Source organism: Pseudoalteromonas sp. ABE4_541, from assembly GCF_056312285.1.
The window spans coordinates 27495-53210 of the sequence record NZ_JBSVEM010000025.1 but is presented as its reverse complement, the minus strand read 5'-3'; the positions used below and the strand labels follow the sequence as shown (position 1 = coordinate 53210).

Sequence of the window (25716 nt, the reverse complement as noted above, 5' to 3'; positions counted from 1 at the left end):
TTCTGATTGTTTGGCTCATGCTGACCGCTGCACATGACAGGTTTGATATTGAGAATAAGCTAAACCAATTACATAACAGCTTTCATTCGGTGCAGTATTATCAGGAGCTCGATTTAGTACAAAAGTCGCAGCGGCAGATGCTGAGTGATGCGTTGGCAGATCTCCAACATCAATTAAACATAATTGCTCAGCTATTGCCAGATACGTCGAGCCATATGCTGGCAAGTCAGATTGAACAACAACAAGTGCAATTGAATAAGCTTGCTGGGCTTAATGATGACAACGTATTGCAACAACATGTGCGAGAGCTAAAAGACGCGAGCACAGCACAAATTCCCTTATTGACCTCCCTAACGGAGCAAATTTCGCAGCAGCAGGCGCAAAATACTTGGATGGATAAGCGCTCTTTATTGTTACTTGTTGTGGTCATTTTACTTTGGTCTGGTTTACTTTATTACCGCTATAGAAAGTTGCATCAAGGTGTACTTCTAACTGAAAAGGTGCTGAGTGAAGCAAAGCAACAGCAGTCTTGTGAACTCCCTCCTTTGTATAAAGGGCAGTTGGCGGCGGAGTCCGAGTTATCCGAATTACTTGATTATATAAATATGCTTGTCGGGCGGCTAGATCAAGTACACACTCGCTTTATTGAAGAAGCGCAAGTGGCTACCATAGGTAATATGGTACATGGCTTTTCACAGTCTTTTGAGCAGCCTTTAAGGCAAGCTGCGACACATCACCGACGTTTAAATACTTTGTTGAGTAAACTATGTGCTGGAGAAAGTAGCGATGAGCAAATTGCTCATATTTTGGCAAAGTCACAGCAAATTTTGTTGCAGCTGGAACATGAAATAGTCAAAAGCTACACGGTATTGGAGGATTTTAGGCAAATTGCAAATAACCACCAGTTCGACGTAGTAACGCAATTTAATTTTAGGCAACTCGTTGAAAGCGTGTTCAAAAGTCATGAAGATAAAATGCCTAAAGAGCATTTTCACGTTGCATATGAGATCCCAAATACGCTTAGCCTACAAAGCAGTCCAGCGGTATTTGAGCAGATCATTCATCATTGTATTAGTAATAGTATTCAACATGGTAAGTTGGATGATGTGCCGCTTAACATTGTGGTGTCGGCGATGGTTGTTAATGAGTTCGTACACTTGTACTTTAAAGATGATGGTGCGGGTATAGACAGTGACCTACTCTCTATTTTGGCGGACCCCACCGCGCATACGCCACAGCATGCCACATCGCTTGGATTGGGTTCAAGCATCATACATTATTTAGTGACGGATAAATTAAAAGGTGAGTTGAAAATACAAAGTCCAGCGCATGGCGGTACATGTATTCATATTGTGCTGGCAAAAACTGAGTTTGATATCTAAAAGCTATCCGCAATCTCACTTAATCATTTTGAGGGATTCAGCTTGATGACAGCTGGACTCTGTAGCGGTGCTACTGACGAGGTTTGCTTGCCTCAAAATAGACCACTTAGTTAAGCGTATTAATGGTATAACAGCAGAAAACTCGAGAAGCGCTATCAGCTAAATAGCAAAAAGGCTGCAAACGCAGCCTTTTGATTATTTTGAGCTGGGTTTGCAATTAAGCTTTTTTGCTCGCAACCCATTCGTCAACAAAGCGCTCTAGCACATTTAATGGAACTGGGCCGTTTTTAAGCACTACATCGTGGAACTGGCGAATGTCAAACTTGTCACCTAGTTCTTTCTTAGCCGCTTCTCTAAGCTCTAAGATTTTCAGCATACCAATTTTGTATGCTGTCGCTTGTGATGGCATGACGATGTGACGCTCAACCATTTTAACGCCATCAGACTTAGCGTTAGGCGTGTTGTTCACGTAATAGTCGATGCCTTCTTGGCGAGTCCACTTCATTGCGTGAATACCAGTATCAACTACTAAACGACATGCTCGCCATAACTCCATCGCTAAACGACCAAAGTCTGAATAAGGGTCAGCATATAAGCCCATTTCTTTTGGTACGAATTCAGAATATAGACCCCAACCTTCAATATAAGCTGTGTAACCGCCAAACTTACGGAACTTTGGTACACCTTCTAATTCTTGAGCGATAGCAATTTGCATGTGGTGACCTGGGATACCTTCGTGGTAAGCCAGTGCCTCCATTTGATAGGTTGGCATCGCTTCCATATCGTACAAGTTTGCATAGTAAATACCTGGGCGAGAGCCATCTGGCGCAGGTTGTTGATAGAATGCTTTACCTGCCGCTTTTTCACGGAAAGCTTCCACTCGCTTAACAATCATGTCTGCTTTTGGTTTAACGATGAATAGCTCATCAAGGCGTGACTTCATGTTATCAATCAGCGCAGTCGCTTCATTCAGGTACTGCTCTTTACCTGCGTCATTGTTCGCTAGGTAAAATTGCTTGTCCGTTTTCATGAACTCCATAAACGCTTTTAAGTCGCCTTTAAAGCCGACTTTATCTTTAATTGCACGCATTTCATCATGAATACGAGCCACCTCAGATAAACCAATTTCATGGATTTCTTTCGCAGTTAGGGCCGTGGTCGTCGTACGAGCTAGTGCATTATTGTAGAATGCTTCACCTTCAGGGAACTTCCAAGCACCATCACGGTTATCCGCGCGTTTTTCAAGCTGGTTTAGGTAGTTAATTAGTTTGCTATAGGCCGGTTTTACGGCCACTTTTAGCGACTCAGTTGCTTGAGCAATTAGGTCTGATTTTACAGCATCGTCAATGTCTAGTTTATTAACCTTACGCTTAAAATCAGCTAATAAAGTTGAATCATCACCGCCTTCAAAAGGGGCGCCTTTGATGATGTTTTCGCTTGATTCAATAACGTGTGGGAATACAAATTTAGGTGCAACGATCCCTTTGTCGGCGCGAACTTTAAGCGAGTCAATTAGCTGGTCAAATACTGTAGGTACGCCATTTAAACGCGAGATATATGCTTGCGCATCTTTTACGTCAGTAATTTGATGTTGGTTGATCAAAAACGCCGGCACCATTGAGTGTGTACCGTACATTTGGTTCACAGGGTATGAATGGTAGCGCCATTTAAAATCTGCAATTTCGTTTTCTAGATTTTGTTGCATTAAATCGTAGCTAACTTGAGTTGCTGCATCTAGTTTGCTGCGGTCAATGCTTTTAAGGGTAGCAAGTGCTTCTTTGGTAAGCTTAAGGTCTTCTAATGCGCGTTCTTCAGTGTTTTCATCCCACTTGTCATAGTCTTGCTTAATTCCCATGTATGTTTGGTATACAGGGCTGCGCATGACACCACGCATGAAGACTTCTTCAAAAAAAGCATTTGCTTTTTCGACTTCGCTTTGTGCAACTTGTTGAACTTGTTGAACTTGTTGGGTAGGTGCTGGTTTTTCAGCGGTTTGCTGACAACCACCTAATAAAGCTGCGCTAATTGCAGCAGCAATAAAAGTAAGTTTACGCATTGTTTCACCTTTTATTATTGGGGGAGTCACACGACTCAATTATTAATTTGTTTGGGCTGACTACAGGTGTCTTAACCTAAACGAAAGATTGTAGCAGGTCGTTCAAGTATCTGTGGCCCTTATTTGTAACTAACCATGAATGAGTTTGCTCTACCAGTAAACCTTTTGACACGGCATTGTTGATAGCATCTTGAACCGTATCGAGCGACAAGCCGGTATAATCGACAAAATCTTGCTTGTTGCAAGCTTTTTGCAAGCGAAAGCAATTCATAAAAAATTCAAATGGCCTGTCTTCAGGTTCAACTTGCCAGCTCTCATACAGATAAGGTTTGGTTAGATCCATATAGCCACGTGGATGCTTAACTTTGACCGTTCTCAAAATACTATTTTGACTGGGCAGGGTGATCTTACCATGCGCACCACAACCAATGCCTAAATAGTCGCCAAACTGCCAATAATTCAGGTTATGTTTGCATTCAAAGCCTGGTTTTGCGTATCCGGAAATTTCATATTGCTGGTATCCGGCTGCAGCTAATAACGCTTGACCTTGCTCTTGAATATCCCAAAGAATTTCATCGATTGGCAATATCGGCGGTTTAGAAGCAAATTGCGTATTGGGCTCAATGGTCAATTGGTACCAAGATAAGTGAGGTGGCGCAAGATCGATCACACGTTGCAAATCACTCAATGCATCACTCAAGCTTTGATTTGGTAAGCCATGCATTAAGTCCATATTAAACGAGTTTAAGCCTGCACATTTAGCCTCATGCGCAGCATTGATGGCTTCTTGCTCACCATGGATACGGCCCAATGCTTTTAATTTATCTGATTGCAGGCTCTGTACACCAATTGAAATGCGGTTAATTCCAGCTTCTACATAGCGTTTAAATCGGTCTGTTTCAACAGTCCCTGGATTTGCTTCTAGCGTGATCTCTATATCCGACTCAAACGGGATCAGTTTGTCTATCTGGCCCAGTAAGAAATGGTAAGCTTCTGCCGAGAGCAAGCTTGGTGTGCCACCACCAATAAAAATACTGTGCAATTTACGGCCTTGCACTAAGTGTAAGTCAGCCTTTAGATCATCAAGTAAATGCTGCACATACTCTTTTTCAGGGATATTGCCCTTTAAACTGTGACTATTAAAGTCACAGTAAGGGCACTTTTGAACGCACCAAGGGACGTGAATATATAGGCTTAACGGAGGAAGTTTCACATCTTGCCTTGTAACTGCTGAACTAACACTTTCAGTGCTTGACCACGATGGCTCAGCGCATTTTTTTGCTCTTTGCTTAATTCTGCACTAGTGCAGTTTTGCGTTGCTACATAAAACACGGGGTCATAACCAAAGCCTTCACGGCCTTGCTGCTCCTTGGTTATGCTGCCTTCCCAACTGGCTTGGCAAATAATCGGTGTTGGGTCATCGGCATGGCGCATATAAACGAGTACGCACCAAAAGCGTGCACTGCGACTTGGGTTATCCCCAAGCTCAACGAGTAACTTGTCGATATTATCTTGATCATTCGCATCAGGACCTGCAAAACGTGCAGAATACACACCAGGTGCACCGCTTAGCGCATCGACTTCTAACCCTGAGTCGTCAGCAATGGCTGGCATACCTGTTATTTTTGCTGCGTGGCGCGCTTTAATGATGGCGTTTTCAACGAAAGTAGTGCCTGTTTCTGCAACGTCTGGTACATCAAACTGGCTTTGTGGTAGCACTTCGATGCTGAGACTGCTGAGCATGCTTGCCAGCTCTTTTACTTTACCTTGGTTGCCTGTCGCTAGGACAATTTTTTGGCTCATACTGTTTTAATCCACATAAAATTTTTGTTGAAAGTTCAGCACTTGGTGATTGTTACCTTGAGAAATATTAACGGTAAAACGCTGTATTTCTTCATTATTAATATCAATCTGGGCAAGGTAGTAGATAGAATCACCTTCAATGACTTCTTTAAACCCTAGCTGTTGTTTATTGCCGAGTAAATTGCGGGCTTCACCGCTTATTTTTACTTTTTGTGCAGGGGTATCTTTGCTGTTTTTTAATACAGAAATATTGACAATAGCTTTGTAGCCACTGCGCTCTAAACCATAGGCTTTAGCAATATTGGGTTGAATAAAGGTCGATGGAAAGGCGATGTAATGCACTTGCCAAGGTCCTAGCGATTTAAACTGTCCGCCTTGGGTCGATTGCGCTTGCGCAAAAGTCGCCATTATCAGCAGGATAAAAAATGATAAGTATTTTTTCATCATGTCTCGCCTCAAGAAAGTAAGTCCATCACCAGCAGTTGTAAAAACTGCATGCCGATCAGAAGTACTAGAATTGATAAGTCTAATCCGCCCAATGGCGGGATAACTTTACGAATAGGTCTTAGCATCGGCTCTGTGAGTTGATCAAAAACAGCGGCAATTGGGTTATAGCCCTGCGCAACCCAGCTTAATATGGCTCTAATAATCAGGATCCAAAATATCAGTGAGAAAGCCTCTTTCAAAACAGTTATCGCACCGGAAATCAGGGCGTTAACTGGGTCCCAACCGCCATAAAAAAGCACCATTAAAAGCGAAATTTTGGCAAAGCCGACGATGAATGCCAGCAACAGCGAGGCGATGTCTAGTCCACCGACACCTGGGATAATTTTACGTAGTGGATTGACCGCAAACGAGGTTGCCTTAACGACGGTTTGACTTAGCGGGTTGTAAAAATCGGCGCGCACGAGCTGCAACCAAAATCGCAGTAATACAACCATCAGAAATAGATCAAATACGATCCCTATCAAAAATTGCATGGCATTCATAAATTAACCTTATATTTCTTGTTCCATTTCTTCAGCGCGAGCAATACAAGCATCCATTGCACCAGCGACTGTCGAGTGTAAATGTTGAGATTTGAGATGTTCTACTGCGGCATGAGTAGTACCGCCTTTTGATGTTACGTTGGCACGCAGTTGTGCGATGCTAATATCTGGCTGTGATACAGCCATCTCAGCAGCACCTAGCGCCGTTTGTTGTACAAGTTGACGAGCTTGTTCTGAACTAAACCCAAGCGTTTTAGCCTTTTCTTCGATGGCTTCCATAAAGAGGAAAAAATAGGCAGGAGAGGAGCCTGTAACCGCAATGATGTCGTTAATTTGCGATTCTTGCTCAACCCACATAGCTATGCCGGTAGCACTAAATACTTGCTCGACATAATCGCGTTCAGTTTGGTCAATATCTTCACCATATAAGCCACATACGCCTCGGCCTAGCAGGCAAGGTGTATTAGGCATACAGCGAACCATCTTCACTTTTTGTCCTAACATCTCTCTTAAGCGCGAAACCGTGATGCCTGCAGCCACAGAAATAAATAGTTTATTGCTTATATCGATACCTGCAGCAATGAAGCTTTTACAAAGTTCGTCCATCATTTGTGGCTTGACGGAAAGCACAATGATATCGGCATCGTTGACAGCCTGATTATTGTCGGATGTGGTTTGTACTTGAAAATCACTCGCAACTTTGGCGAGTTTGTCTTGATTGCGATTGGTGGCAATAATACTTTGTGGTGAAAAGCCATTTTTGATCATCCCGCCGATGATCGCGTAGCTCATGTTTCCGGTGCCAATAAATGCAATTGTTTTGTTAGACATAGTGCGTACTTACCTTATGTTCTTGAGCCAAAAATATCCGTGCCAATGCGTACCATGGTCGCACCCGCAATTACCGCAGGCTCCAAGTCACCACTCATCCCCATTGACAAGGTATCTAGCTGTGGATATTGGTCCTTCAGTCTATCAAAGCAAGCCTTCATTTGCTCAAAATAATGTAACTGTTTTTGTTTATCATCGGTTTGCTCGGTAATGGTCATCAGTCCTCTTAGATTGAGTTGGCGACTTGATTCAATAAACTGTGCAAGTTCATCAAGCTCGTCAAGGCTGCATCCTGCTTTGTTTTCATCTGCGCTGATATTAACTTGTATTAGCACATTCAGCGGCATCAGGTTATTTGGACGTTGTTCGTTTAAACGCCGAGCAATCTTAAGTCGATCAACACTTTGCACCCAGCTAAAATGCTCAGCGACCAAACGAGACTTGTTAGACTGTATCGGTCCAATAAAATGCCATTCAATATCTCGGTGTTCTTTTAGGTGCAATATTTTGTCTATGGCTTCTTGCACGTACGATTCACCAAACTGTCGGTGACCGTGGGCATAGGCTTGTTCGATAAGTTCAACAGGTTTTGTTTTAGAAACTGCTAAAATAGTAACAGGGTGATCATACTTACTTTGTTGCGTGGCTTTTTCTACGCGAGCGTAGGCGGCGTTGAGCCGTTCTGCTATTGTAACCATATTATTTTTCAGCTCTTAGTGGAGTCATAAATGGATATTACTGAGTTATTGGCTTTTAGTGTGCAACATCAAGCCTCAGATTTACATTTATCATCGGGTGTATCTCCGATGATCCGCGTGGATGGCGATGTACGTCGCGTTAATATTCCAGCGCTTGAGGCAAAAGACGTTAATAATCTCGTTTACGATATTATGAATGATAACCAGCGCAAAGACTACGAGCAAAATCTTGAGGTAGATTTTTCTTTTGAAGTGCCTAACCTGGCGCGCTTTCGTGTCAACGCATTTAATACTAATCGCGGACCCGCAGCGGTCTTTCGCACCATTCCTTCAAGCGTGTTGACCTTAGATGACTTAGGCGCCCCCGATATTTTTCGAAAAATCGCCGAGTACAAAAAAGGCTTAGTGCTCGTTACAGGGCCTACCGGCTCTGGTAAGTCTACCACGCTAGCTGCATTGGTCGATCACATTAATGCCACTGAACATAATCATATTCTGACTATTGAAGACCCTATTGAATTTGTACATACCAACCAGAAAAGTTTGATCAATCAACGTGAAGTCCACCGCGATACACGAAGTTTTAATAACGCATTGCGCAGTGCATTACGTGAAGACCCGGATGTTATTTTGGTTGGGGAACTGCGAGATCTGGAAACGATCCGTTTAGCGATGACGGCAGCCGAAACAGGTCATCTGGTATTTGGTACCTTGCACACCACCTCTGCGCCAAAAACAATTGACCGTATCATTGATGTGTTTCCTGGTGAAGAAAAAGACATGGTACGTTCAATGTTATCGGAATCATTACAGGCGGTTATTTCACAAACTTTAGTGAAAAAAGTGGGTGGAGGGCGCATTGCGGCACACGAAATAATGTTGGGGATTCCAGCAATACGAAACCTTATTCGAGAAGATAAAATTCCGCAGATGTACTCCACTATACAAACGGGGGCGATCCATGGCATGCAAACCATGGAGCAATGTTTAAGTAACTTAGTGAACCGAGGATTGATCTCGCAGCAAGATGCACAGAGCCGCTCACAAGATAAAGGCGGTATGAGTGGTTATTGAGGAGCACCATGATGCAGTTAGGTAAAATTGACAAATATTTACAGCAAATGGCAGACAAGCAAGCATCTGATATGTTTGTGTCTGCGGGGTTGGTGATAAGCGCCAAAATTGATGGCGAACTATTACCGCTAGATGGTGAAATACTCAATGCGAGCCAGTCATTGGACTTAGTTGAGTCCATCATGAGCGCGCAGCAAAAAGAACAATTCCATACGTATAAAGAATGCAACTTTGCGATAGTGTCGGATGCAGGACGTTTTAGAGTCTCCGCATTTTGGCAACGAGATTGTGCAGGTATGGTGCTACGACGCATCATCACGAAAATACCGGATGTGGTGGAGCTTGGCTTACCTTCCGTGCTGACAGATGTGATTATGGCTAAACGTGGCTTAGTGCTCTTTGTTGGAGGGACTGGTACGGGTAAGTCTACTTCTTTGGCTGCATTACTTGGGTATCGTAACCGTAATCAGCGAGGACATATTCTCACTATTGAAGATCCGATTGAATTTATTCACGAGCATAAAAAAAGCATCATTACACAACGTGAAGTGGGGATTGATACAGAGAGTTTTGAAGCCGCGCTAAAAAACTCGTTGCGTCAAGCACCGGATGTCATTCTGATTGGGGAGATCCGTTCTCAAGAGACCATGGAATATGCGCTAAGCTTTGCCGAAACGGGGCATTTATGTGTGGCAACATTACACGCTAATAACGCTAATCAAGCCATCGATCGCATTATGCATTTAGTACCAAAAGAAAAACATGACAAGCTCAAGTATGATTTGGCACTTAACTTACGTGCTGTCGTGGCTCAGCAGTTAATCCCATCGTCTAAAGGAGATGGTCGAGAGGCTGCCATTGAAGTATTACTTAACACGCCACTCGTTTCTGAATTGATTAAAAAAGGTGATGTTGGCTCCATAAAAGAAGTCATGTCCAAATCGAAAGAGTTGGGTATGCAGACCTTTGACCAAGCATTGTTTGAGTTGTATAAGCAGCAGCGAATTAATTACGCTGATGCATTACATCACGCCGATTCGCCAAATGATTTGAGGTTGATGATTAAGCTACAGAACAACGAGCAACAGGGAGCTGGATTCTTACAAGGAGTCACTGTGGATGGCTTGGATAATAAGTAGACTATTTGCTATTTTCTGCACCACTATCATTAGCACTATCTCGTTTAATGCATCAAGCACTGACGATATACAAATGTATATTAGGGATGATGTATATGAAGACTACCTGCGATTTTTAAATGGTCGAGATGTATTAGAAGTAGAAGACTTTTCGGGGAATTACATACGCCGTGATGTAGTCGATATGATCTTGCTACAAAAAGCTTTGTTACTTGGCGGGTTTGATAAATCTTTCACTTATCAAACTGGGAGAGTTAATTTTAGAAATACTAAGTTATTGGAGCAAGGCGAGCTATTACTCAGCTTTGATAGTTACTGGTTGAGTGATGCCAGAGCAATACAAAATAAAGTGTTTGTCAGTGATGCTGTTATTGAACTTGGCCAGTATTATGCTGGGATCTTTTATGCTCCCGATAATAAACAAGTAGAATCAATCTCAAAATGGGAAGATTTATATAAGCTCAGTGCGGTCAGCACACCAAGGTGGCGAACCGATTGGGAAACGATGCAGAGTTTGCCACTAAAAGAGCATATCATTGAACATGAGTGGATAGCGCAAGCAAAAATGGTCAGTATGAAATGGGCTGATTTTATGCTTATGCCACTGATGCCAAGTAAAGACAACCAATATAATTTGGAGGACATCCATTTAGTAGCTCATCCAAAATGGGTTGTAATGCTTCAGGGGAGTCGTCATTTTGTTGTATCTAAATTACACCCAGATGGAGAGCGAGCATTTTATGCATTGCAAAAAGGGTTAGCGGAACTTAGATCAAAAGGGGTGATCACAAAAGCCTACACTCAGGCAGGCTTTATTCCTGATTGGACTAAAATGCAGGTTTTGAAACCTGGGGGGTAAGTTGCTACTGCCACAAGTTTTCAAAAAAGCTTTCTAAAATGATCACGGCAGACATGCTGTCTACATTACCTTTGCCAAGGTTGCGGTAACCGCCTTGTTCAAACAAACGCGCTTTGGCATCGGCAGTGGTTAAGCGCTCGTCTTGTGTTTCAACTGGTAAACGATAATTATTGTGTAGTCGATTAGCAAACTTTTTTGCGGCAAATGTCACTTGTTGATTAGTGCCATCCATATTCAGCGGTAAACCAACAACTAAAAGATCCGGTTGCCATTGTTTAATGTGCGCTTCTATGTCGGGCCAGTTTGGGATGCCATCTCGGGCATTGACTGCTCCTAGACTGTTGGCCGTGCCTGTGATCTCTTGTCCAATTGCAATACCAATACTTTTGGTACCAAAATCGAACCCCATTACAGTGCGCTCGCCGGGGCGAGCTTTTTCTTTATTTGTCATAAATTACTACTATGCGTGTCCAGCTTGAGAGCTTAACTGTGCTGCGTCAATCCCAAGCATTTGCACTGCTTTTTCCCATCTCAGCTCGGGTGGAGTATTAAAAATAATCGCGGGATCAGCTTCAATTACGAGCCATGAGTTTTCAAGCAGTTCTTTTTCCAGTTGGCCTCGTTCCCAGCCTGCATAACCAAGGGTGATCAAAAAGGAGTCTGGGCAATTGTTGGAAGTTAACGAGGCAAGCACATCTTTGGATGTGGTGATCATAATATTTGAACTCAACTCCTGACTGGAAGAGTAGCCAGGTTTTGGCGTGTGCAGTACAAACCCTCTGTCAGTATGTACAGGGCCCCCAGCGAACACCTGCTGGGCAGCAGCGGGTGTTGTTTTATCATTATCAATTTCGATTTTGTCCAGTAGCTCACCAACAGTGACGTCAATAGGGTGATTAACAACCAACCCCATTGCTCCTTCTTCATTGTGCTCACAAATATAAGTGACAGTGTGCTTGAAGAATGGATCTTGTAAGCTTGGCATTGCAACTAAAAAATGGTTTTCTAATGACTGCATATCTTGGCCCCGCTTTGCGTTTTACTTAGTATGGGCGAGTTTTGCTTCAATCGCCTCATAAAACTTGTCCATAATTGAAATATCGTACGCGGCTTCTATTTCTTTAACACAGGTTGGTGCAGTAACGTTAATTTCAGTAAGTTTGTCGCCAATAATGTCCAAACCCACAAACAGCAACCCTTTGGCTTTGAGTGTTGGTGCGACAGCTTGTGCGATTTTCAAATCATCTTCACTGATAGGACGCGCTTCTCCACGGCCTCCAGCCGCCAAATTACCGCGTGTTTCACCACCTTGTGGAATACGAGCCAAACAGTAAGGAATAACTTCACCATCAACGACCAACACGCGTTTATCGCCTTGCTTGATGGCGGGGATATACTGTTGTGCCATAGCAAACCTTTGACCGTGTTCGGTGAGAGTCTCACAGATCACGCCAATATTTGGATCATCCTGTTTTACTCTGAAGATAGATGCGCCACCCATCCCATCTAATGGTTTAAGAATAATATCCCGATGCTTTGCTAAGAATTCACGAATTTGTGCTTGAGAACGTGTCACAAGTGTATCTGGGGTATGTTCACTGAACCACGCTGTGAATAGTTTTTCGTTCGCATCACGCAAGCTTTGCGGTTTGTTGACAACTAAAGTTCCGGCTTGTTCTGCGCGCTCAAGGATGTAAGTCGCGTAGATGTATTCTGTATCAAAAGGTGGATCTTTGCGCATCAGGATCACATCAAGGTCGGCCAAGTCGATAGATTGCTTGTCGGCAAGCTCGTACCAATGAGTTAGATCGTTAAATACTGTGGCTTTGGTGGCTGTCGCTTTAGCTTGGCCTTGATATAAATATAAATCACCCATTTCCATGTAATACAGCTCATAACCACGCTCTTGAGCTGCCATCATCATGGCAAAACCAGTGTCTTTTTTGATATTAAACCCACTAATGGGGTCAGATATGATTCCTAATTTAATCGCCATGCGTCACCTTTTGTCGTTTTTACTATTTATGGGGGTGCATTTTTAAAATTAAAGAGCGAGATCGCCAAACTGTAACTGGAGGGCGCTGAGTACCGTGAGCGCAGCGGTTTCGGTACGTAATACTCTTGGTCCAAGGCGCACATCAATAAAGCCTTGTTCGCTGGTGGCATGCATTTCTTCATCGGTAAATCCACCTTCGGGTCCAACAATAAATCGTACCCCATTCGTTGGGGTGGGCAATGTTTTGATACTGTGCTCAGCTCTGGGATGTAAAGTCAGTTTTAGCTCATCAGAGCTTTGCGCTAACCAAGTATTGATATCAATTGGCGCGTGTACTGTAGTAATAATATTACGCCCTGATTGCTCTGCAGCCGCATTGGCGATTTTTTGCCATTGAGCATGTTTTTTAGCTAGTCGCTCGCCAGAGAGTTTTACTCCGCAGCGTGTGGTAAATAGAGGAGTAATTTCAGTGATACCCAACTCCACTGCTTTTTGAATGGTAAAGTCCATTTTGTCGCCACGAGAGATCCCTTGGCCAAGGTGTATTTTAAGTGGAGATTCACAGTCTTTGTTGTTGAACTCAATGGGTTGTGCAATCACATTTTTCTTTGAAACTTCAGTAAGTTCGCATAAAAACTCTCCTCCTTGACCATTGAACAGCGATACTTTGTCACCGGTCTGCATTCTAAGTACGCGAGCAATATGCCCCGCAGCATCTTGGTCAAGTGTGACAGGGGTGTTTAGGCAAAGTTCAGATGGTTGATAAATATGAGGTATACGCATAGCTGACTCGAAATATATAGCAATTGGACAATAGTAAAGTTTTGCGTGACGGTCGTCTAGGTAATGGCACCACAATCAATATAGATGTGACGAATAAATGTGTTTTGAATAAAGGGGAAACACAAAGTTTTGAAGCCGCGCATCAGTTGTTGTCGAGCTTACATAAAGAGTCTTCGATATTTGCACCCACACTGGGAAGCTCTCCTTGGCATGTCAGGTGATTCATAATTGCTTGATCAGTTAGTTTCTTATAACGGTAGCCACCTTTTTCTTGTTGCTCTAACAAATAGCGTATTGGATGCAGGGAGTTAAAGATAAACTGCTGTGCTTCACTGGCTAGGTGGTAATCTAAGCTCGGGATCAATACACCGCTGATTTGATGATGTTCGCTTAAGTAAGTGGCTAACTCGGACACGCTTATTTCATTCGAAAAGTCGCAATAGCTATAGTCCTTGACCAGATTGTTAAACATCATTTTTAACATAGGCCGAGTATTACCGCCAGCGATGATCAGCTGGCTCTCAGCACTTTGAGAATGCGCTTTTATATACTCAGCATACTCCCGGCTGAACTCGCTATTGCTGTCAACCAACAGAAAATTATCGATTTTGATAGACATGGCCCCGCCTTGCGCAGCCAAAATCCGTGGCTACACAGAAAACACACTAACTAGTAAATAGCCTATAGATGCAAAAATCGCAAACTCGATACACGCAATCCCGATGTTATCTTGATGGTCAACTTCAAGGCCAATGTCAACTTTTGGTAACGATATGTGCATCAATAAGGCACTACCAACATACAGAACGGCCCACATTGCGCCGCAATGCAAAATCACGCTAAATAGGTTTTCAACAATCATGGCACCATGGTAAGGCGCACTGTGTAATCCAGCGTAAATTGCAAGTGATAAACCAATGGTTTTTCCTGCGTAGCGGATCCCGATAGATGTATTGGCTAAATTGAAGTTTTTTTGCAAAGATGCACCTTGATTCACTTTTGCAAATCGGGTTTCTCTAATTTTGCTGTCGAGTGCAAAGAGCCCCTGAAGTAAGAAGAAGCTGGAGCTGACTACGAGTAGATCACTCACCCCTTTGGGGTGTACCCAATGATAAAGCCCTAAGACGAGTATACCGTTGGCAATGAGCATGCCAGAGTCCACAAGTGCCGCGCAAATGTTCTGTTTAAGTATGGCCTCTTCTTCATCAAATTGATACAAGATCCACTTGCGGTGAATATATTGGCCAAAAATAATAAAAATAGACACACTTACTAAGGTGATAGCGGTTTGCAAGGGCTGTTGCTGAGCTGTTTTTAGGCTTATGTCGCCAAACAAGTAGGCAACACTGAAGCAGATAGTCGCAATTTGACTAGCAAAGCTGATCCCAAGTGCAAAATTGTCTCGTTTCGCGAGTTCTTCTTGGAGCACTTTTTTCGCGATATATTGCACGCGTAATCGTAGTATCATCACAACAAAGCAGATCACAACAAAGCAGCTTGCGATAGCCATAAAGTTGATGTTTTGTAACGATAAATAGCTCATATTCGCTCTATAGATGAATTATTAATATTGTTACTATAACGACTCGCAACCTATTGAGCTACATAGCAATGGAGATTTTTATGCATCACGTTACCTTATCGGAGCCGTTGGCTCAATTGGCAACCGAGCGTTGGCTAACTTTATATCCAGAGAAAAATGAAAACCCATTGCTATCTAGGCTACTTGCATTAAGTGATTTTGCTTATCGCGTATTGCAACAGCGTCCTGAATTAGGTGAATGGTTGTTAGATACGTCGCAAATGAATGATAGAGCGGTGCCTGATCCGCTTCCCAGCCGGTTCGATGAACTGGATGAACAGCAGTGTTTTAAGCTGCTACGTCATTATCGCCAACGCTACTGGTTAAAGGTGATGTGGTTAGATTTAGTTGCTAGTAACAAGATAGACGACAGCATTACATATATTTCCAAACTTGCTGAGCAACTCATTGATGCCGCGAACCGATGGGCTTTTGCACAAACCGTCAAACAATGTGGGACCCCTCTAGATGATGAAGGTCAGGCGATACCCATGTTGGTACTAGGTATGGGGAAACTGGGTGGCGCAGAACTGAACTTTTCATCCGACATCGACCTGATTTTTTGTTACCCGCGCAATGTTGCAACGCAGGGAGGGCGGCGTCCATTTGAGGCACAGGTTTTTTATACCAAGGTGGCGCAAAAACTTATTGCTGCACTCGATCAGGTTACGGCTGATGGACAGGTGTTTCGTGTTGATATGCGTTTACGCCCATTTGGTGACAGTGGTCCTTTGGTAATGAGCTTATCTGCCATGGAAGATTATTATCAAGATCAAGGGCGAGAGTGGGAGCGTTATGCCATGCTAAAAGCCCGATTACTTGGAGGCGGACAGGCGTATTGGCAAGAGTTTTATACTATGCTGCGCCCATTTGTTTATCGTCGTTATATTGATTTCTCTGTTATCGAGTCGCTACGTAAAATGAAGCACATGATAGCTCAAGAAGTTCGGCGTAAAGGGCTGGTAAATAACATTAAACTTGGTGCAGGTGGTATCAGAGAGGTTGAGTTTATTGTGCAAGCGCTGCAAATGATACGTGGTGGTCGAGACGTAAATTTGCAAACGCCTTCGTTGCTTAATGCACTTAAACAGTTAGAGGTGATTAAAGTCATCCCTCAAGAAGTGGTGCAGTCATTACAAAATAACTACTTGTTTTTAAGGCGCATTGAGCAATATTTACAAGCATTTTCTGATCAGCAGACTCAAACTCTGCCAGAAGGAGAGTTAGACCAATTGCGTTTAGTTTTACTCACAGATAGTAAAGACTACGCTGACTGTATCGCGAATATTCATCGAGTCATGGCGCAGATCCGTAGTGAGTTTTCGCAAGTCATCGGTGATGAGCCTCTAGAGCAAAGCCAGTTTGACGAAGCATTTACTTTTGCATGGCTTGAGAGTGACTGTCAGACTTTGGCCCATATGCTGCCTGAAGCACTACTCATGTCTTGGCAGCAATGCGTAGTTTCATTTAAAGCGGGTCTTTTGAAGCGCCAAATTGGTGCTCGCGGGAGAGACATACTGGATAAGTTGATCCCGTGTTTGTTATTTCGCGCTACAGAATATCAACTCAATGCAGACACTTTGTCGAGCGTATTGAAAGTAATTGATACTGTTGCTTCACGTACGGCTTATTTGGAACTGTTGTATGAGAATCAAGGAGCACTTAAACAGCTAGTGTATTTGTGTTCGCACAGCCTTTGGATAGCCGAGCATATTGCCAAGTATCCAATATTACTGGATGAACTACTGGACCCTGCCGCTCTGTACAAACCCTTACCACTCAACGCCTATCGGGTAGAAATACGCCAGTATTTCTTGCGTATTGAACAACATGATCTTGAGATGCAAATGGAAGCATTGAGGCAATTTAAGCAAGCACATCAGTTACGTATAGCCGCTGCAGATGCAACTGGCGTTTTATCAATTATGAAAGTAAGCGATCACTTAACCGCTTTGGGTGAAGCGATCATCGAACAGGCTGTTAACCTTGCATGGCAGCAAATGACAGAGCGCTATGGTGCACCCAATGAACGGGATATAGAACATAAAGGCTTTGCCGCGATTGCATATGGAAAAGCTGGAGGTTGGGAACTTGGTTATGATTCTGATCTCGATCTTGTATTTGTACACAACAGTGATGAGCACGGGCAAACTCAAGGTGATAAGTCGATTTCTTCAAGGCAGTTTTATCTCAAACTTGCACAGCGTTTAATGCACTTATTCAATACTCGAACGGCTTCGGGGATTTTGTATGAATTAGATACCAGACTCAGGCCGGAAGGCAACTCGGGCCTACTTGCCATTCATTTGGAAAGTTATTATCAGTACCAATTAGAGCAAGCATGGACGTGGGAGCACCAGGCGTTAGTGCGCGCACGAATGGTACTAGGTGAGGCAAGCATGCAGCAACGCTTTGTGCAAATTCGTGCTGATGTACTGCAGCAGAAACGAGTACAACCTTCATTGGTTAATGATGTTATTTCAATGCGAGAAAAAATGCGTGCTCACTTATCAAAAGATACGGACACTGTGTTTGATTTGAAGCAGGGACATGGAGGGATGACTGATATTGAGTTTATTGTGCAATTTCTCGTATTAAATTACGCGCATGAACATCGCGCTTTGATTGAATACACGGATAATGTGAGGATATTGCAAAGTGCCAGTCAGTTGGGGATTTTAAACGAGCAAGAGCAGCAGCTTCTTACTCAAGCTTATTGCTTTTTTCGCGAGTTGCATCACAAGCAAAGCTTAAATCGTCAAGGGAAATGCATTACTAAAAGTGACAATATTAAGTCTATATCACAGCAAGTGCGCACTATATTTGAAAACAGATTGGTTTAAACTTTTTGGATAAAAAGAAAAAAGCCAGCTTTAGTTAGCGCTGGCTTTAGAGATTATTGAATTAGTCTTCGGCAGTTGTCGCGCACAAAACGAGACGGTTTTTCCGTTATCACGGCTGCTCTTTGGCGATGACAGAAAAAGGTATAAACTTCATTTTCAAAGTCATCATTAATGGCTCGGCCGACTTGATAAAGTGCAGACACAAAGTTGCTGTCTACACGAAAGTTTTGTTTAACTACATAGTCTTTGTCTAGGTACCAAAACAGCTCCACATCTTCATTTCTGGCATACTCAGCAAGCACACTACGCAGAGTGTCACCCGACTCAAAACGTCTAGGTTGTACTTCGCCAGTCCAACGTTGGCTGGAAGGTTTTACGACTCTTTCTCGCTCTTTTAGCGCTTCATCTATGCGAAAGCTTGGCGTGCCCAGCTCAATTACAAAATTAGCTCGCTCGGTATCTCGGCTAGATGTGCTATTACGGAAGCTTTCATAAAATTGTGAAAACCCTTTAGCCGCAACGTTAGTCGTAGTACTCATATTTGGCAGTGCACCAAACAAAAAGTAGTAAGCGGCAAAAATCAGGATAAAAGCCAGTGATAGGTGCTTTATCCAAAACCATAGAGCGGCCACAGGTTTTGCCTTTCTTTTTCTCACCGTTGGTGGCGGTGGTGGCGCCGCTTTAGCGGGCCTTGTTGGTCTTCTTTTTGTTTGTCTTCTCATAGTTATATTTGTAACTTATTGATAATACGACGGCGCGTTTTCATCTGGCCGTGTTTTAAAGCGACGATGAAGCCACATGTATTGTTCTGGCGCAGACATAATTGACTGCTCCATTCGCTGATTGACTCGTGTAACATCGGTTTTTGCATTGTCACTTGGAAAGTCACTCAGCGGTGGATAAATTTTTATATGGTACTTTCCATTAGCATCTCTTGTGCCACTCAAGCTCAGTGTTTCACATTTTTTGCTTGAAGAAAATAATAATGTGCCAGTGGTTGAGGCCGCATCGGGTACTGCAAAAAATGAAGTAAATTCGCAACGGTTTCGGCCATAGTCTTGATCCGGCAAGTAATAGCATAACTTTTTATTGGCGAGTGCGTGCAAAAGGCTTTTAACATCACGTTTTGAGATTAAGCTTTCATTGGATCTCAGTCGGCCCTTGGTCATGAAATATTCCATAAGCGGGCTATTGTGCGGTCGGTAAAAGCCAATACCTTGTTGCTGGGTGCCCAATACGCGACTGAGCATCTCAAGGTGCAACATATGAGGTACCAAAAGTAATACGCCTTTACCTTGCGCCTGAACCTGTTCTATGTGTTCAATACCTTCGATAGAGCCAATCACCTTGTTGACTCGCCACTGTGGCCACCACCAGGCCATGCCTGTTTCGAGCATCGCGATACCGGTGTTTTCCATATTTTTTAACACCATCTCAGCGCGAGCCAGCTCATCTAACTCGGGAAAGCACAAGTCGATATTGGTTTTAGCTATGTGGCGACGCTTTTTTTCAAATCGATGTAACAATCGGCCCAGTGTTTTACCTAAAACAAACTGTATGCGTTGCGGCAACCAAGATATTAAATATAAAAATAACACCCCAATCCAGGCAAGCCAATTGCGGGGTGATAAAAATGACCATTTGAAGGTAGGGTGTGTAACCACAAACAAAATCTCTTACTACTCAATGATGATAGTTTATCGGTAAGTGTTTAAAAACACAAAAGCCGGCATTGGCCGGCTTTGTAATATAAGTGTTGTCGAGAAGGTGAACTAGCCTTTTACTAGTCCTTTGTTGATCGCCTCTAGATCGCTGCGAGATAGCGTACCGGTGGCTTGCTTTAAACGTAGCGATGATAAAACGTATTGATAACGTAAGTCAGCCAGGTTTTTCTTCGCGTTATACAGGTTTTGTGTGCTTACTAGTACGTCAACAATAGTACGAGTACCCACTTCAAAGCCTGCTTCCGTCGCTTGCAGTGCACTTTGTGCTGATACAACCGCTTGTTCTAGCGCTTTATATCTAGCAACATTTGACATCACTTGGTTGTAAGAAGTGATCACTGAACGTGTTACTTCACGCATGCTAGCTTCTAAATCTTGGCTTGCTCCGACATACAATGCTCGCGCTTGCTCTGTCGCAGCTAGAGTACGACCACCCGAATAAATAGGTACATTTAGTCGCACACCAACACTCGTTTGATCTTCACGAGGAACGTGAAGACGGCCGTCAGAGTCGGTTAAAGAATCACCATAACTGGCATTTAAACTTACAGTAGGATAGTGACCTGCTTGCGCTAAGTCTATTTGTTCTTGTGCGATATCTAAGTTTGCCTTTGAAATTGCTAACGACAAGTTTTTATCTTTTGCGATGTTTACAAAATCATTGGCTTTCTTGTTTGGCACAACAGTAGAAAATGTATTGGTATTGAGTGAATCTAGTTTGCTGTGATATTTACCAGTAATGGTACGAAGCGCTTCACGAGCCGTTTCCACTTCATTTTGTGCAACGATTTCATTTGCAACAGCGCGGTCAAACTGTGCTTGAGCTTCATGCACGTCGGTGATAGCGGTTAAGCCCACTTCATAACGCTGTTTTGTTTGCTCTAACTGGCGTTCAATCGCGCGTTTTTCAGCTTGCACGAACTCTAAGTTATCAAGCGCACTTAAAACATCGAAGTAACCTTGCGCAATGCGCACAACTAAGTCTTGCTGTGCTTGCTCATATTGAGTGCCTGCTTGCAGTGCACGTTTTTCAGCAATCCCTAAATTTTGCCAAGCAGAAAGGTCAAAGATAGACTGCTGCAAAGAAATTGAACGACTGAACGTATCTCTAAAACTGCTACCTATCGCGTAACCCGTTGAATCGTTTTGAGTTGGTGAAAAACCATCCGAGTCGGTTTGAGTATAGCTTGATTCAAAACCAAGTTGCGGCAACAAAGCGCCTAGTGCGCTGTCTTGTGCAAACTTTTGTGCGTCAGCTTGGGCTTTGGCTTTTAATACGGTTGGATCATTGGCTGTTGCAATATCATAAACCTGAAGTAAATCTTCCGCTTGTGCTACATTCGCCAGTGTGCAAGACAGGCCAACTAACAGAGATAATAAACTTTTTTTCATTGTTCGTTCAGTCCTTAGACAACTTTTTATATTGAATGCATGTTACCCTGTTTTTTTTCAGAACGAAAAAAGAAATACGTAAATCTGAACCAACAAATGTAACAGAATATAAAATGTGTCTCTTATGTGTTTAGGTGCGTGTGATCAGTAAATGGGTATGATGGGGACAGTTGCACACAATTTAAACCCCTAATTTTAAAAATTGGAGCGAATTATGGGCACAATCAGCTGCTTTGATAATAATGACGTGCAGTTGGAAAAGGTTGAAACGGTTTTCAACGGTTTCTTTAAGATTCAGTTATATCACTTTCGTCATGCGCTTTTTGCTGGGGGCATGTCCAATACAATTACTAGAGAGATTTTAGAGCGTGGCCATGCCGTTGCTGTATTACCTTATGATCCTAAAATGGATAGTGTGTTACTTATAGAGCAAATTCGTATTGGAGCTATGGCAAGTAAATCCTCTCCTTGGTTGTTGGAATGTATTGCTGGTATGGCAGAGGGAAGCCTCGATTATGAACAAGTAGCGCGCAAAGAAGCGCTTGAGGAAGCGGGTTTAACGCTAGATAAATTACATTTTATGACGTCTTACCTATCGAGCCCTGGAGGAACAACAGAGCGCCTGTATTTGTACTTAGCTGAAACTGATTTATCTCAAGCGGGTGGTATTTATGGTTTGGAAACAGAAGGTGAAGATATTAAAACCCATGTGCTACCATACCAAGAAGCCATTGAGCGGCTTAATAGCGGCGAGATAGATAACGCCGCAACCGTCATTAGTCTACAATGGTTAGCGTTGAATAAAAATAATGTATTGGCCTGTAGTAAGTAGTATTAGAAGTTGAGGTGTCACCTTGAGTGAAATTGCGCAAGCAAGAGAATATGTTCAATCGTTGCCCAAATATATTACGTTGTGCGAACGTAATTATTTGCGTGCGTTAAAGGTTTTACCAGAAGAAATTAACGGTGCGCAGCGAGCAATTGAGCTGGCTAATGTGCACTACGTGGTTGAAGTGAAAGAATGCGCACGTTACACGACGGATATCACGATTAAACAATCGTCTTCGTTCAGTGTCTTTTTACCTCAGATGCTCTTAAACGTACGCTTGTATCACGACGCCAAAGTAGCTGAAGTGATCCATTATGATTATCACCAACGCATTAAACCCTCGTATGGTTACCCCAATCCAGACATGCACCAAAAAGATGAGAAGTATCAGCTCAATGCTTTTTTAGCCGATTGGCTGATGGCATGTCTAGAAAGCGGTAAAGTGCCTCTCAATTGGGATGTGAATAATGGCTTGGTTTGAGCAACAGTATACATTTTCTCGCGCTCAACTCACATTTGCCCATATTAGCGATTGTCATTTAAGTAAAAATTCAGACGGGCAGTATTTTGATGTTAATACGGCGCAATATCTACAGCGGGTGCTGACACATTTATCACAGCACAAAGTCGATGGTATTATTTTTGGTGGTGATCTGACTCAAGACCACAGCAAAGCGTCTTATCAGCTATTTGCGCAATTGCTCGAAAGTGCAGAATTATCATGCCCCGTGTTCTGGCTGCCGGGGAATCATGACGAGCTTGAATTATTAGCGGCGATGAATTCAAGGCAAATTCAAGGTGCAAAACTAATACATACGCCCAAACTGAGTCTATTGTTAAGCAACTCCAAAGGCCCTACGCCTGCTGGATGGTGCAGCGAAGAGCACTTAACTGAGATCGAATCGTGTTTAACAAAGTTGAACCACCCAGCGTTGGTTTTTTGCCATCATCACCCTGTGCCAATCAATGGCTATTTAGACAAGCATATTTTGGAAAATGGCAGTCAGTTGCTGAATGTGTTGGTCGAGAGCGATAAAGTGGGCGCGGTATTTCACGGTCATGTGCATCATGAGTACCGGCAAAAATTCAGAGAGCTCGATGTATTTGCCACACCAGCGACCTCCATTCAGTTTACAAAGCACACCAATGATTGGCAGCAGCAAGACTTAGGCCCAGGGTTTCGGCTTATTCATATTAATGAGGATGCGTTTAGCACAGAGGTTATATGGCTAAACGGGTAATTTATGTTCATGGTTTTAATAGCTCGGGGTTGTCGGCTAAGGCACAGCAATTTGGACGATGGCTAAGAGAACAAAAACTGCAATGTGAGTATATTACGCCATGCTTACATTTTGACCCGCGTGTTGCTATTCATCAGCTTGACGCATTGATTGATGATAATACGGGGTTGCTTGGTAGCTCATTGGGTGGATTTTATGCGACCTACTTGTCGCAAACGCATAAAATTCCAGCGGTTGTTATCAATCCGGCGGTAAGGCCCTTTGAATTATTAGCAGATTATTTGGGGCCACAGTATAATCCTTATCAGCAAGTGCATTACACTTTGGGTATGCAACACGTGCAAGCATTGCAGCTGTTGTACTTAGCAGAACTAGAAAAGCCACAATTGTTGTTACTTTTGCAGCAAATGGGCGATGAAGTGCTACCGTTCCAACAAGCGCTAGAATATTATAAGTCATGCCAGCAACGTATCGATTTTGCTGGTGATCATAGTTTTATGGACTTTCATCGTTACTTTGACACGGTTGTCAATTTTCTTAAAATCACGTAAAACAAAACGAATTAAATAAAAAGAATCTATCTATGAGCGAGCAAAACTATAACGCCGAAGCCATTGAGGTTTTAAATGGCCTAGAGCCTGTAAAACGTCGTCCCGGCATGTACACAGATACCACTCGACCTAACCACCTAGGACAAGAGGTGATAGATAACAGTGTCGATGAAGCGCTCGCTGGACACGCAACTAAAATTGATGTGATTTTGCATGAAGATAACTCTTTAGAAGTCATTGACGATGGCCGTGGTATGCCCGTCGACATTCACCCTGAAGAAGGGTTACCAGGTGTGGAGCTGATTTTAACTAAGCTGCATGCTGGTGGTAAATTCTCCAATAAAAACTACCAGTTTTCGGGGGGGTTGCATGGGGTCGGTATTTCCGTCGTGAACGCATTATCGAGTCGTGTAGAGATCACGGTAAAGCGTGACGGCCAAGTATATGAAATGGCGTTTGAGCACGGCGATAAAGTGCAAGACCTTGAAGTGACAGGTACGGTAGGCAAACGCAATACTGGAACTTCGGTACACTTTTGGCCAGATGCCAGTTACTTTGACTCAGCAAACTTCTCTTTAGTTAAGTTAAATCATAACTTAAAAGCCAAAGCGGTGCTTTGCCCAGGCCTTCGCATTCGTTTCATCAATAAGCAAAGCAAAGAAACCCAAGAGTGGTGCTATGAAGCAGGCCTTGAAGATTACCTCAAAGACAGTGCGCAAGGTTATGAAGTTTTGCCGAAAAGTCCATTTACTGGCAGCTTTAGCGGTTCAACGGAAGGCGTAGATTGGGCATTACACTGGTTGCCTGAAGGCGGAGAGTCAATCACTGAAAGCTATGTAAACTTGATCCCAACTGCACAAGGCGGTACTCATGTTAATGGCTTAAGACAGGGCTTACTTGAGGCCATGCGTGAATTTTGTGAATTCCGTAACTTATTACCCAGAGGTGTAAAGTTAACACCCGAGGACATTTGGGATAAGTGTAGCTATGTTTTGTCGGTGAAGATGCAAGATCCGCAATTTGCTGGTCAAACCAAAGAAAAGCTATCTTCACGCTCTTGCGCCACCTTTGTTTCTGGCATTGTAAAAGATGCCTTCAGTTTATGGCTGAATGAACACACGGATACCGCAGAATTACTTGCCGAATTGTGTATCAGTAATGCACAAAAACGCATGCGTGCCGCGAAAAAAGTGGTACGTAAAAAAGTCACTTCAGGACCTGCTTTACCGGGTAAACTGACTGACTGTTCAGGCAGCGAAACTGAACGTTCAGAGCTATTTTTGGTGGAAGGTGACTCTGCGGGTGGCTCGGCAAAACAAGCACGTGATAGAGAGTTTCAAGCCATCATGCCGCTTCGCGGTAAAATCTTAAATACTTGGGAAGTCGAGTCGGGGCAAATTTTGGCCTCTCAAGAAGTGCATGATATTTCGGTTGCTTTGGGCATTGATCCTGACTCAGAAGATTTATCCGGTTTGCGCTATGGCAAAGTATGTATTCTTGCCGATGCGGACTCCGATGGACTGCACATTGCCACTTTGCTGTGTGCTTTGTTCGTGCGTCATTTCCCAGCACTTGTTACCCAAGGGCATGTGTATGTTGCAATGCCACCGCTGTTTAGAATCGATGTGGGTAAAGAAGTGTATTACGCGCTAGATGAAGACGAGAAAAAGGGCGTGCTTGATAGAATTGAAGCGGAGAAAAAACGCGGCAAGGTCAACGTTCAGCGCTTTAAAGGATTGGGTGAAATGAACCCATTACAGCTGCGTGAAACCACCATGGACCCGAACACCCGTCGTTTGGTGCAATTGACGCTCGACGAGCAGGAACACACGTTGGAAATGATGGACATGTTGTTAGCTAAAAAGCGCTCTGGTGACCGTAAAGAGTGGCTTGAGATGCATGGCGACAAAGCACAGGTCGAGGTGTAGTCTCATGACGCGAACA

The 25716-nt window shown here is 43.3% G+C and carries 26 protein-coding genes; 10 read left to right on the top strand and 16 right to left on the bottom strand.

Annotated features, from left to right (window positions below; all coding sequences use genetic code 11):
- Window positions 1-17: 17 nt before the first annotated feature.
- Entirely contained in the window at window positions 18-1382 is a 1365-nt protein-coding gene (locus ACW689_RS19115) for a sensor histidine kinase (protein WP_476293745.1), read from the top strand.
- Window positions 1383-1599: 217 nt separating this feature from the next.
- Here the strand turns inward: ACW689_RS19115 and ACW689_RS19110 are convergent, their stop codons facing one another.
- The 7 genes from ACW689_RS19110 to ACW689_RS19080 all read right to left on the bottom strand — a co-directional run bounded on the left by ACW689_RS19110 (window position 1600) and on the right by ACW689_RS19080 (window position 7759).
- Window positions 1600-3438 (bottom strand): DUF885 domain-containing protein, encoded by a 1839-nt coding sequence (locus tag ACW689_RS19110; RefSeq protein WP_476293743.1) that lies wholly within the window; start codon window positions 3436-3438, stop codon window positions 1600-1602.
- A 76-nt stretch (window positions 3439-3514) separates the two neighbouring features.
- Entirely contained in the window at window positions 3515-4651 is a 1137-nt protein-coding gene (hemW, locus tag ACW689_RS19105) for a radical SAM family heme chaperone HemW (protein WP_476293742.1), read from the bottom strand.
- A complete protein-coding gene (locus tag ACW689_RS19100) occupies window positions 4648-5241 on the bottom strand; it encodes an XTP/dITP diphosphatase (RefSeq protein ID WP_476293740.1) in 594 nt (197 codons plus the stop codon). The genes hemW and ACW689_RS19100 overlap by 4 nt, the downstream gene beginning before the upstream one ends.
- Window positions 5242-5247: 6 nt before the next feature.
- Window positions 5248-5685, bottom strand: coding sequence for a DUF4426 domain-containing protein (locus tag ACW689_RS19095; protein WP_476293777.1), 438 nt, complete (start codon window positions 5683-5685; stop codon window positions 5248-5250).
- Window positions 5686-5696: 11 nt separating this feature from the next.
- Window positions 5697-6230, bottom strand: a complete 534-nt coding sequence (locus tag ACW689_RS19090; RefSeq protein WP_476293739.1) for a YggT family protein — start codon at window positions 6228-6230, stop codon at window positions 5697-5699.
- 9 nt (window positions 6231-6239) lie between these two features.
- Entirely contained in the window at window positions 6240-7061 is an 822-nt protein-coding gene (proC, locus tag ACW689_RS19085; RefSeq protein WP_476293738.1) for a pyrroline-5-carboxylate reductase, read from the bottom strand.
- 14 nt (window positions 7062-7075) lie between these two features.
- Window positions 7076-7759 carry a YggS family pyridoxal phosphate-dependent enzyme gene (locus tag ACW689_RS19080; RefSeq protein WP_476293737.1) on the bottom strand — a complete coding sequence of 228 codons (684 nt, stop codon included), beginning with the start codon at window positions 7757-7759 and terminating at the stop codon, window positions 7076-7078.
- Between the two features lie 30 nt (window positions 7760-7789).
- Between ACW689_RS19080 and ACW689_RS19075 the strand changes: the two genes are divergently transcribed.
- From ACW689_RS19075 to ACW689_RS19065, 3 genes are read left to right on the top strand one after another with little or no spacing between them, the layout of a single operon-like run.
- A complete protein-coding gene (locus ACW689_RS19075; protein WP_476293735.1) occupies window positions 7790-8833 on the top strand; it encodes a type IV pilus twitching motility protein PilT in 1044 nt (347 codons plus the stop codon).
- Between the two features lie 11 nt (window positions 8834-8844).
- Window positions 8845-9972 carry a PilT/PilU family type 4a pilus ATPase gene (locus ACW689_RS19070; RefSeq protein WP_476293775.1) on the top strand — a complete coding sequence of 376 codons (1128 nt, stop codon included), beginning with the start codon at window positions 8845-8847 and terminating at the stop codon, window positions 9970-9972.
- Complete coding sequence (locus tag ACW689_RS19065; RefSeq protein WP_476293734.1) at window positions 9953-10831, top strand: hypothetical protein; 879 nt, start codon at window positions 9953-9955, stop codon at window positions 10829-10831. The genes ACW689_RS19070 and ACW689_RS19065 overlap by 20 nt, the downstream gene beginning before the upstream one ends.
- Before the next feature lie 4 nt (window positions 10832-10835).
- Here ACW689_RS19065 and ruvX read toward each other — a convergent pair whose 3' ends face one another.
- The 6 genes from ruvX to ACW689_RS19035 form a co-directional block, all read right to left on the bottom strand.
- Window positions 10836-11282: a Holliday junction resolvase RuvX gene (gene ruvX, locus ACW689_RS19060; protein ID WP_476293732.1), complete on the bottom strand. Its 447-nt coding sequence runs from the start codon at window positions 11280-11282 to the stop codon at window positions 10836-10838.
- A gap of 9 nt (window positions 11283-11291) precedes the next feature.
- Window positions 11292-11849, bottom strand: coding sequence for a YqgE/AlgH family protein (locus tag ACW689_RS19055; protein WP_476293730.1), 558 nt, complete (start codon window positions 11847-11849; stop codon window positions 11292-11294).
- Window positions 11850-11870: 21 nt separating this feature from the next.
- Window positions 11871-12827 (bottom strand): glutathione synthase, encoded by a 957-nt coding sequence (gshB, locus tag ACW689_RS19050; RefSeq protein WP_476293729.1) that lies wholly within the window; start codon window positions 12825-12827, stop codon window positions 11871-11873.
- A gap of 48 nt (window positions 12828-12875) precedes the next feature.
- The gene (gene rsmE, locus ACW689_RS19045; protein WP_476293728.1) at window positions 12876-13610 is read right to left on the bottom strand and encodes a 16S rRNA (uracil(1498)-N(3))-methyltransferase; all 735 of its coding nucleotides are present in this window, start codon (window positions 13608-13610) and stop codon (window positions 12876-12878) included.
- 142 nt (window positions 13611-13752) lie between these two features.
- The gene (locus ACW689_RS19040) at window positions 13753-14229 is read right to left on the bottom strand and encodes a hypothetical protein (RefSeq protein ID WP_476293727.1); all 477 of its coding nucleotides are present in this window, start codon (window positions 14227-14229) and stop codon (window positions 13753-13755) included.
- Window positions 14230-14259: 30 nt separating this feature from the next.
- A complete protein-coding gene (locus ACW689_RS19035; RefSeq protein ID WP_476293726.1) occupies window positions 14260-15153 on the bottom strand; it encodes a DUF350 domain-containing protein in 894 nt (297 codons plus the stop codon).
- Window positions 15154-15233: 80 nt separating this feature from the next.
- Between ACW689_RS19035 and glnE the strand changes: the two genes are divergently transcribed.
- Window positions 15234-18035 carry a bifunctional [glutamate--ammonia ligase]-adenylyl-L-tyrosine phosphorylase/[glutamate--ammonia-ligase] adenylyltransferase gene (gene glnE / locus ACW689_RS19030; protein WP_476293725.1) on the top strand — a complete coding sequence of 934 codons (2802 nt, stop codon included), beginning with the start codon at window positions 15234-15236 and terminating at the stop codon, window positions 18033-18035.
- A 53-nt stretch (window positions 18036-18088) separates the two neighbouring features.
- Here the strand turns inward: glnE and ACW689_RS19025 are convergent, their stop codons facing one another.
- The 3 genes from ACW689_RS19025 to tolC form a co-directional block, all read right to left on the bottom strand.
- Window positions 18089-18691, bottom strand: a complete 603-nt coding sequence (locus tag ACW689_RS19025) for a TcpQ domain-containing protein (protein ID WP_476293773.1) — start codon at window positions 18689-18691, stop codon at window positions 18089-18091.
- A gap of 81 nt (window positions 18692-18772) precedes the next feature.
- Window positions 18773-19699, bottom strand: a complete 927-nt coding sequence (gene lpxL, locus ACW689_RS19020; RefSeq protein WP_476293723.1) for an LpxL/LpxP family Kdo(2)-lipid IV(A) lauroyl/palmitoleoyl acyltransferase — start codon at window positions 19697-19699, stop codon at window positions 18773-18775.
- Window positions 19700-19807: 108 nt separating this feature from the next.
- Window positions 19808-21151, bottom strand: a complete 1344-nt coding sequence (gene tolC, locus ACW689_RS19015) for an outer membrane channel protein TolC (RefSeq protein WP_476293721.1) — start codon at window positions 21149-21151, stop codon at window positions 19808-19810.
- Between the two features lie 214 nt (window positions 21152-21365).
- Here tolC and ACW689_RS19010 point away from each other — a divergent pair, with 214 nt between their 5' ends.
- The 5 genes from ACW689_RS19010 to parE are packed head-to-tail and all read left to right on the top strand — an operon-like array spanning window position 21366 to window position 25700.
- Window positions 21366-21983: an NUDIX domain-containing protein gene (locus tag ACW689_RS19010; protein ID WP_476293719.1), complete on the top strand. Its 618-nt coding sequence runs from the start codon at window positions 21366-21368 to the stop codon at window positions 21981-21983.
- Window positions 21984-22005: 22 nt separating this feature from the next.
- Window positions 22006-22461 (top strand): DUF1249 domain-containing protein, encoded by a 456-nt coding sequence (locus ACW689_RS19005; RefSeq protein WP_476293718.1) that lies wholly within the window; start codon window positions 22006-22008, stop codon window positions 22459-22461.
- Entirely contained in the window at window positions 22448-23221 is a 774-nt protein-coding gene (locus ACW689_RS19000) for a metallophosphoesterase family protein (RefSeq protein ID WP_476293716.1), read from the top strand. Before ACW689_RS19005 ends, ACW689_RS19000 begins: the two co-directional genes overlap by 14 nt.
- Complete coding sequence (locus tag ACW689_RS18995) at window positions 23206-23772, top strand: YqiA/YcfP family alpha/beta fold hydrolase (protein WP_476293714.1); 567 nt, start codon at window positions 23206-23208, stop codon at window positions 23770-23772. The genes ACW689_RS19000 and ACW689_RS18995 overlap by 16 nt, the downstream gene beginning before the upstream one ends.
- 32 nt (window positions 23773-23804) lie before the next feature.
- Window positions 23805-25700, top strand: coding sequence for a DNA topoisomerase IV subunit B (gene parE / locus ACW689_RS18990; RefSeq protein ID WP_476293712.1), 1896 nt, complete (start codon window positions 23805-23807; stop codon window positions 25698-25700).
- Window positions 25701-25716: the final 16 nt, after the last annotated feature.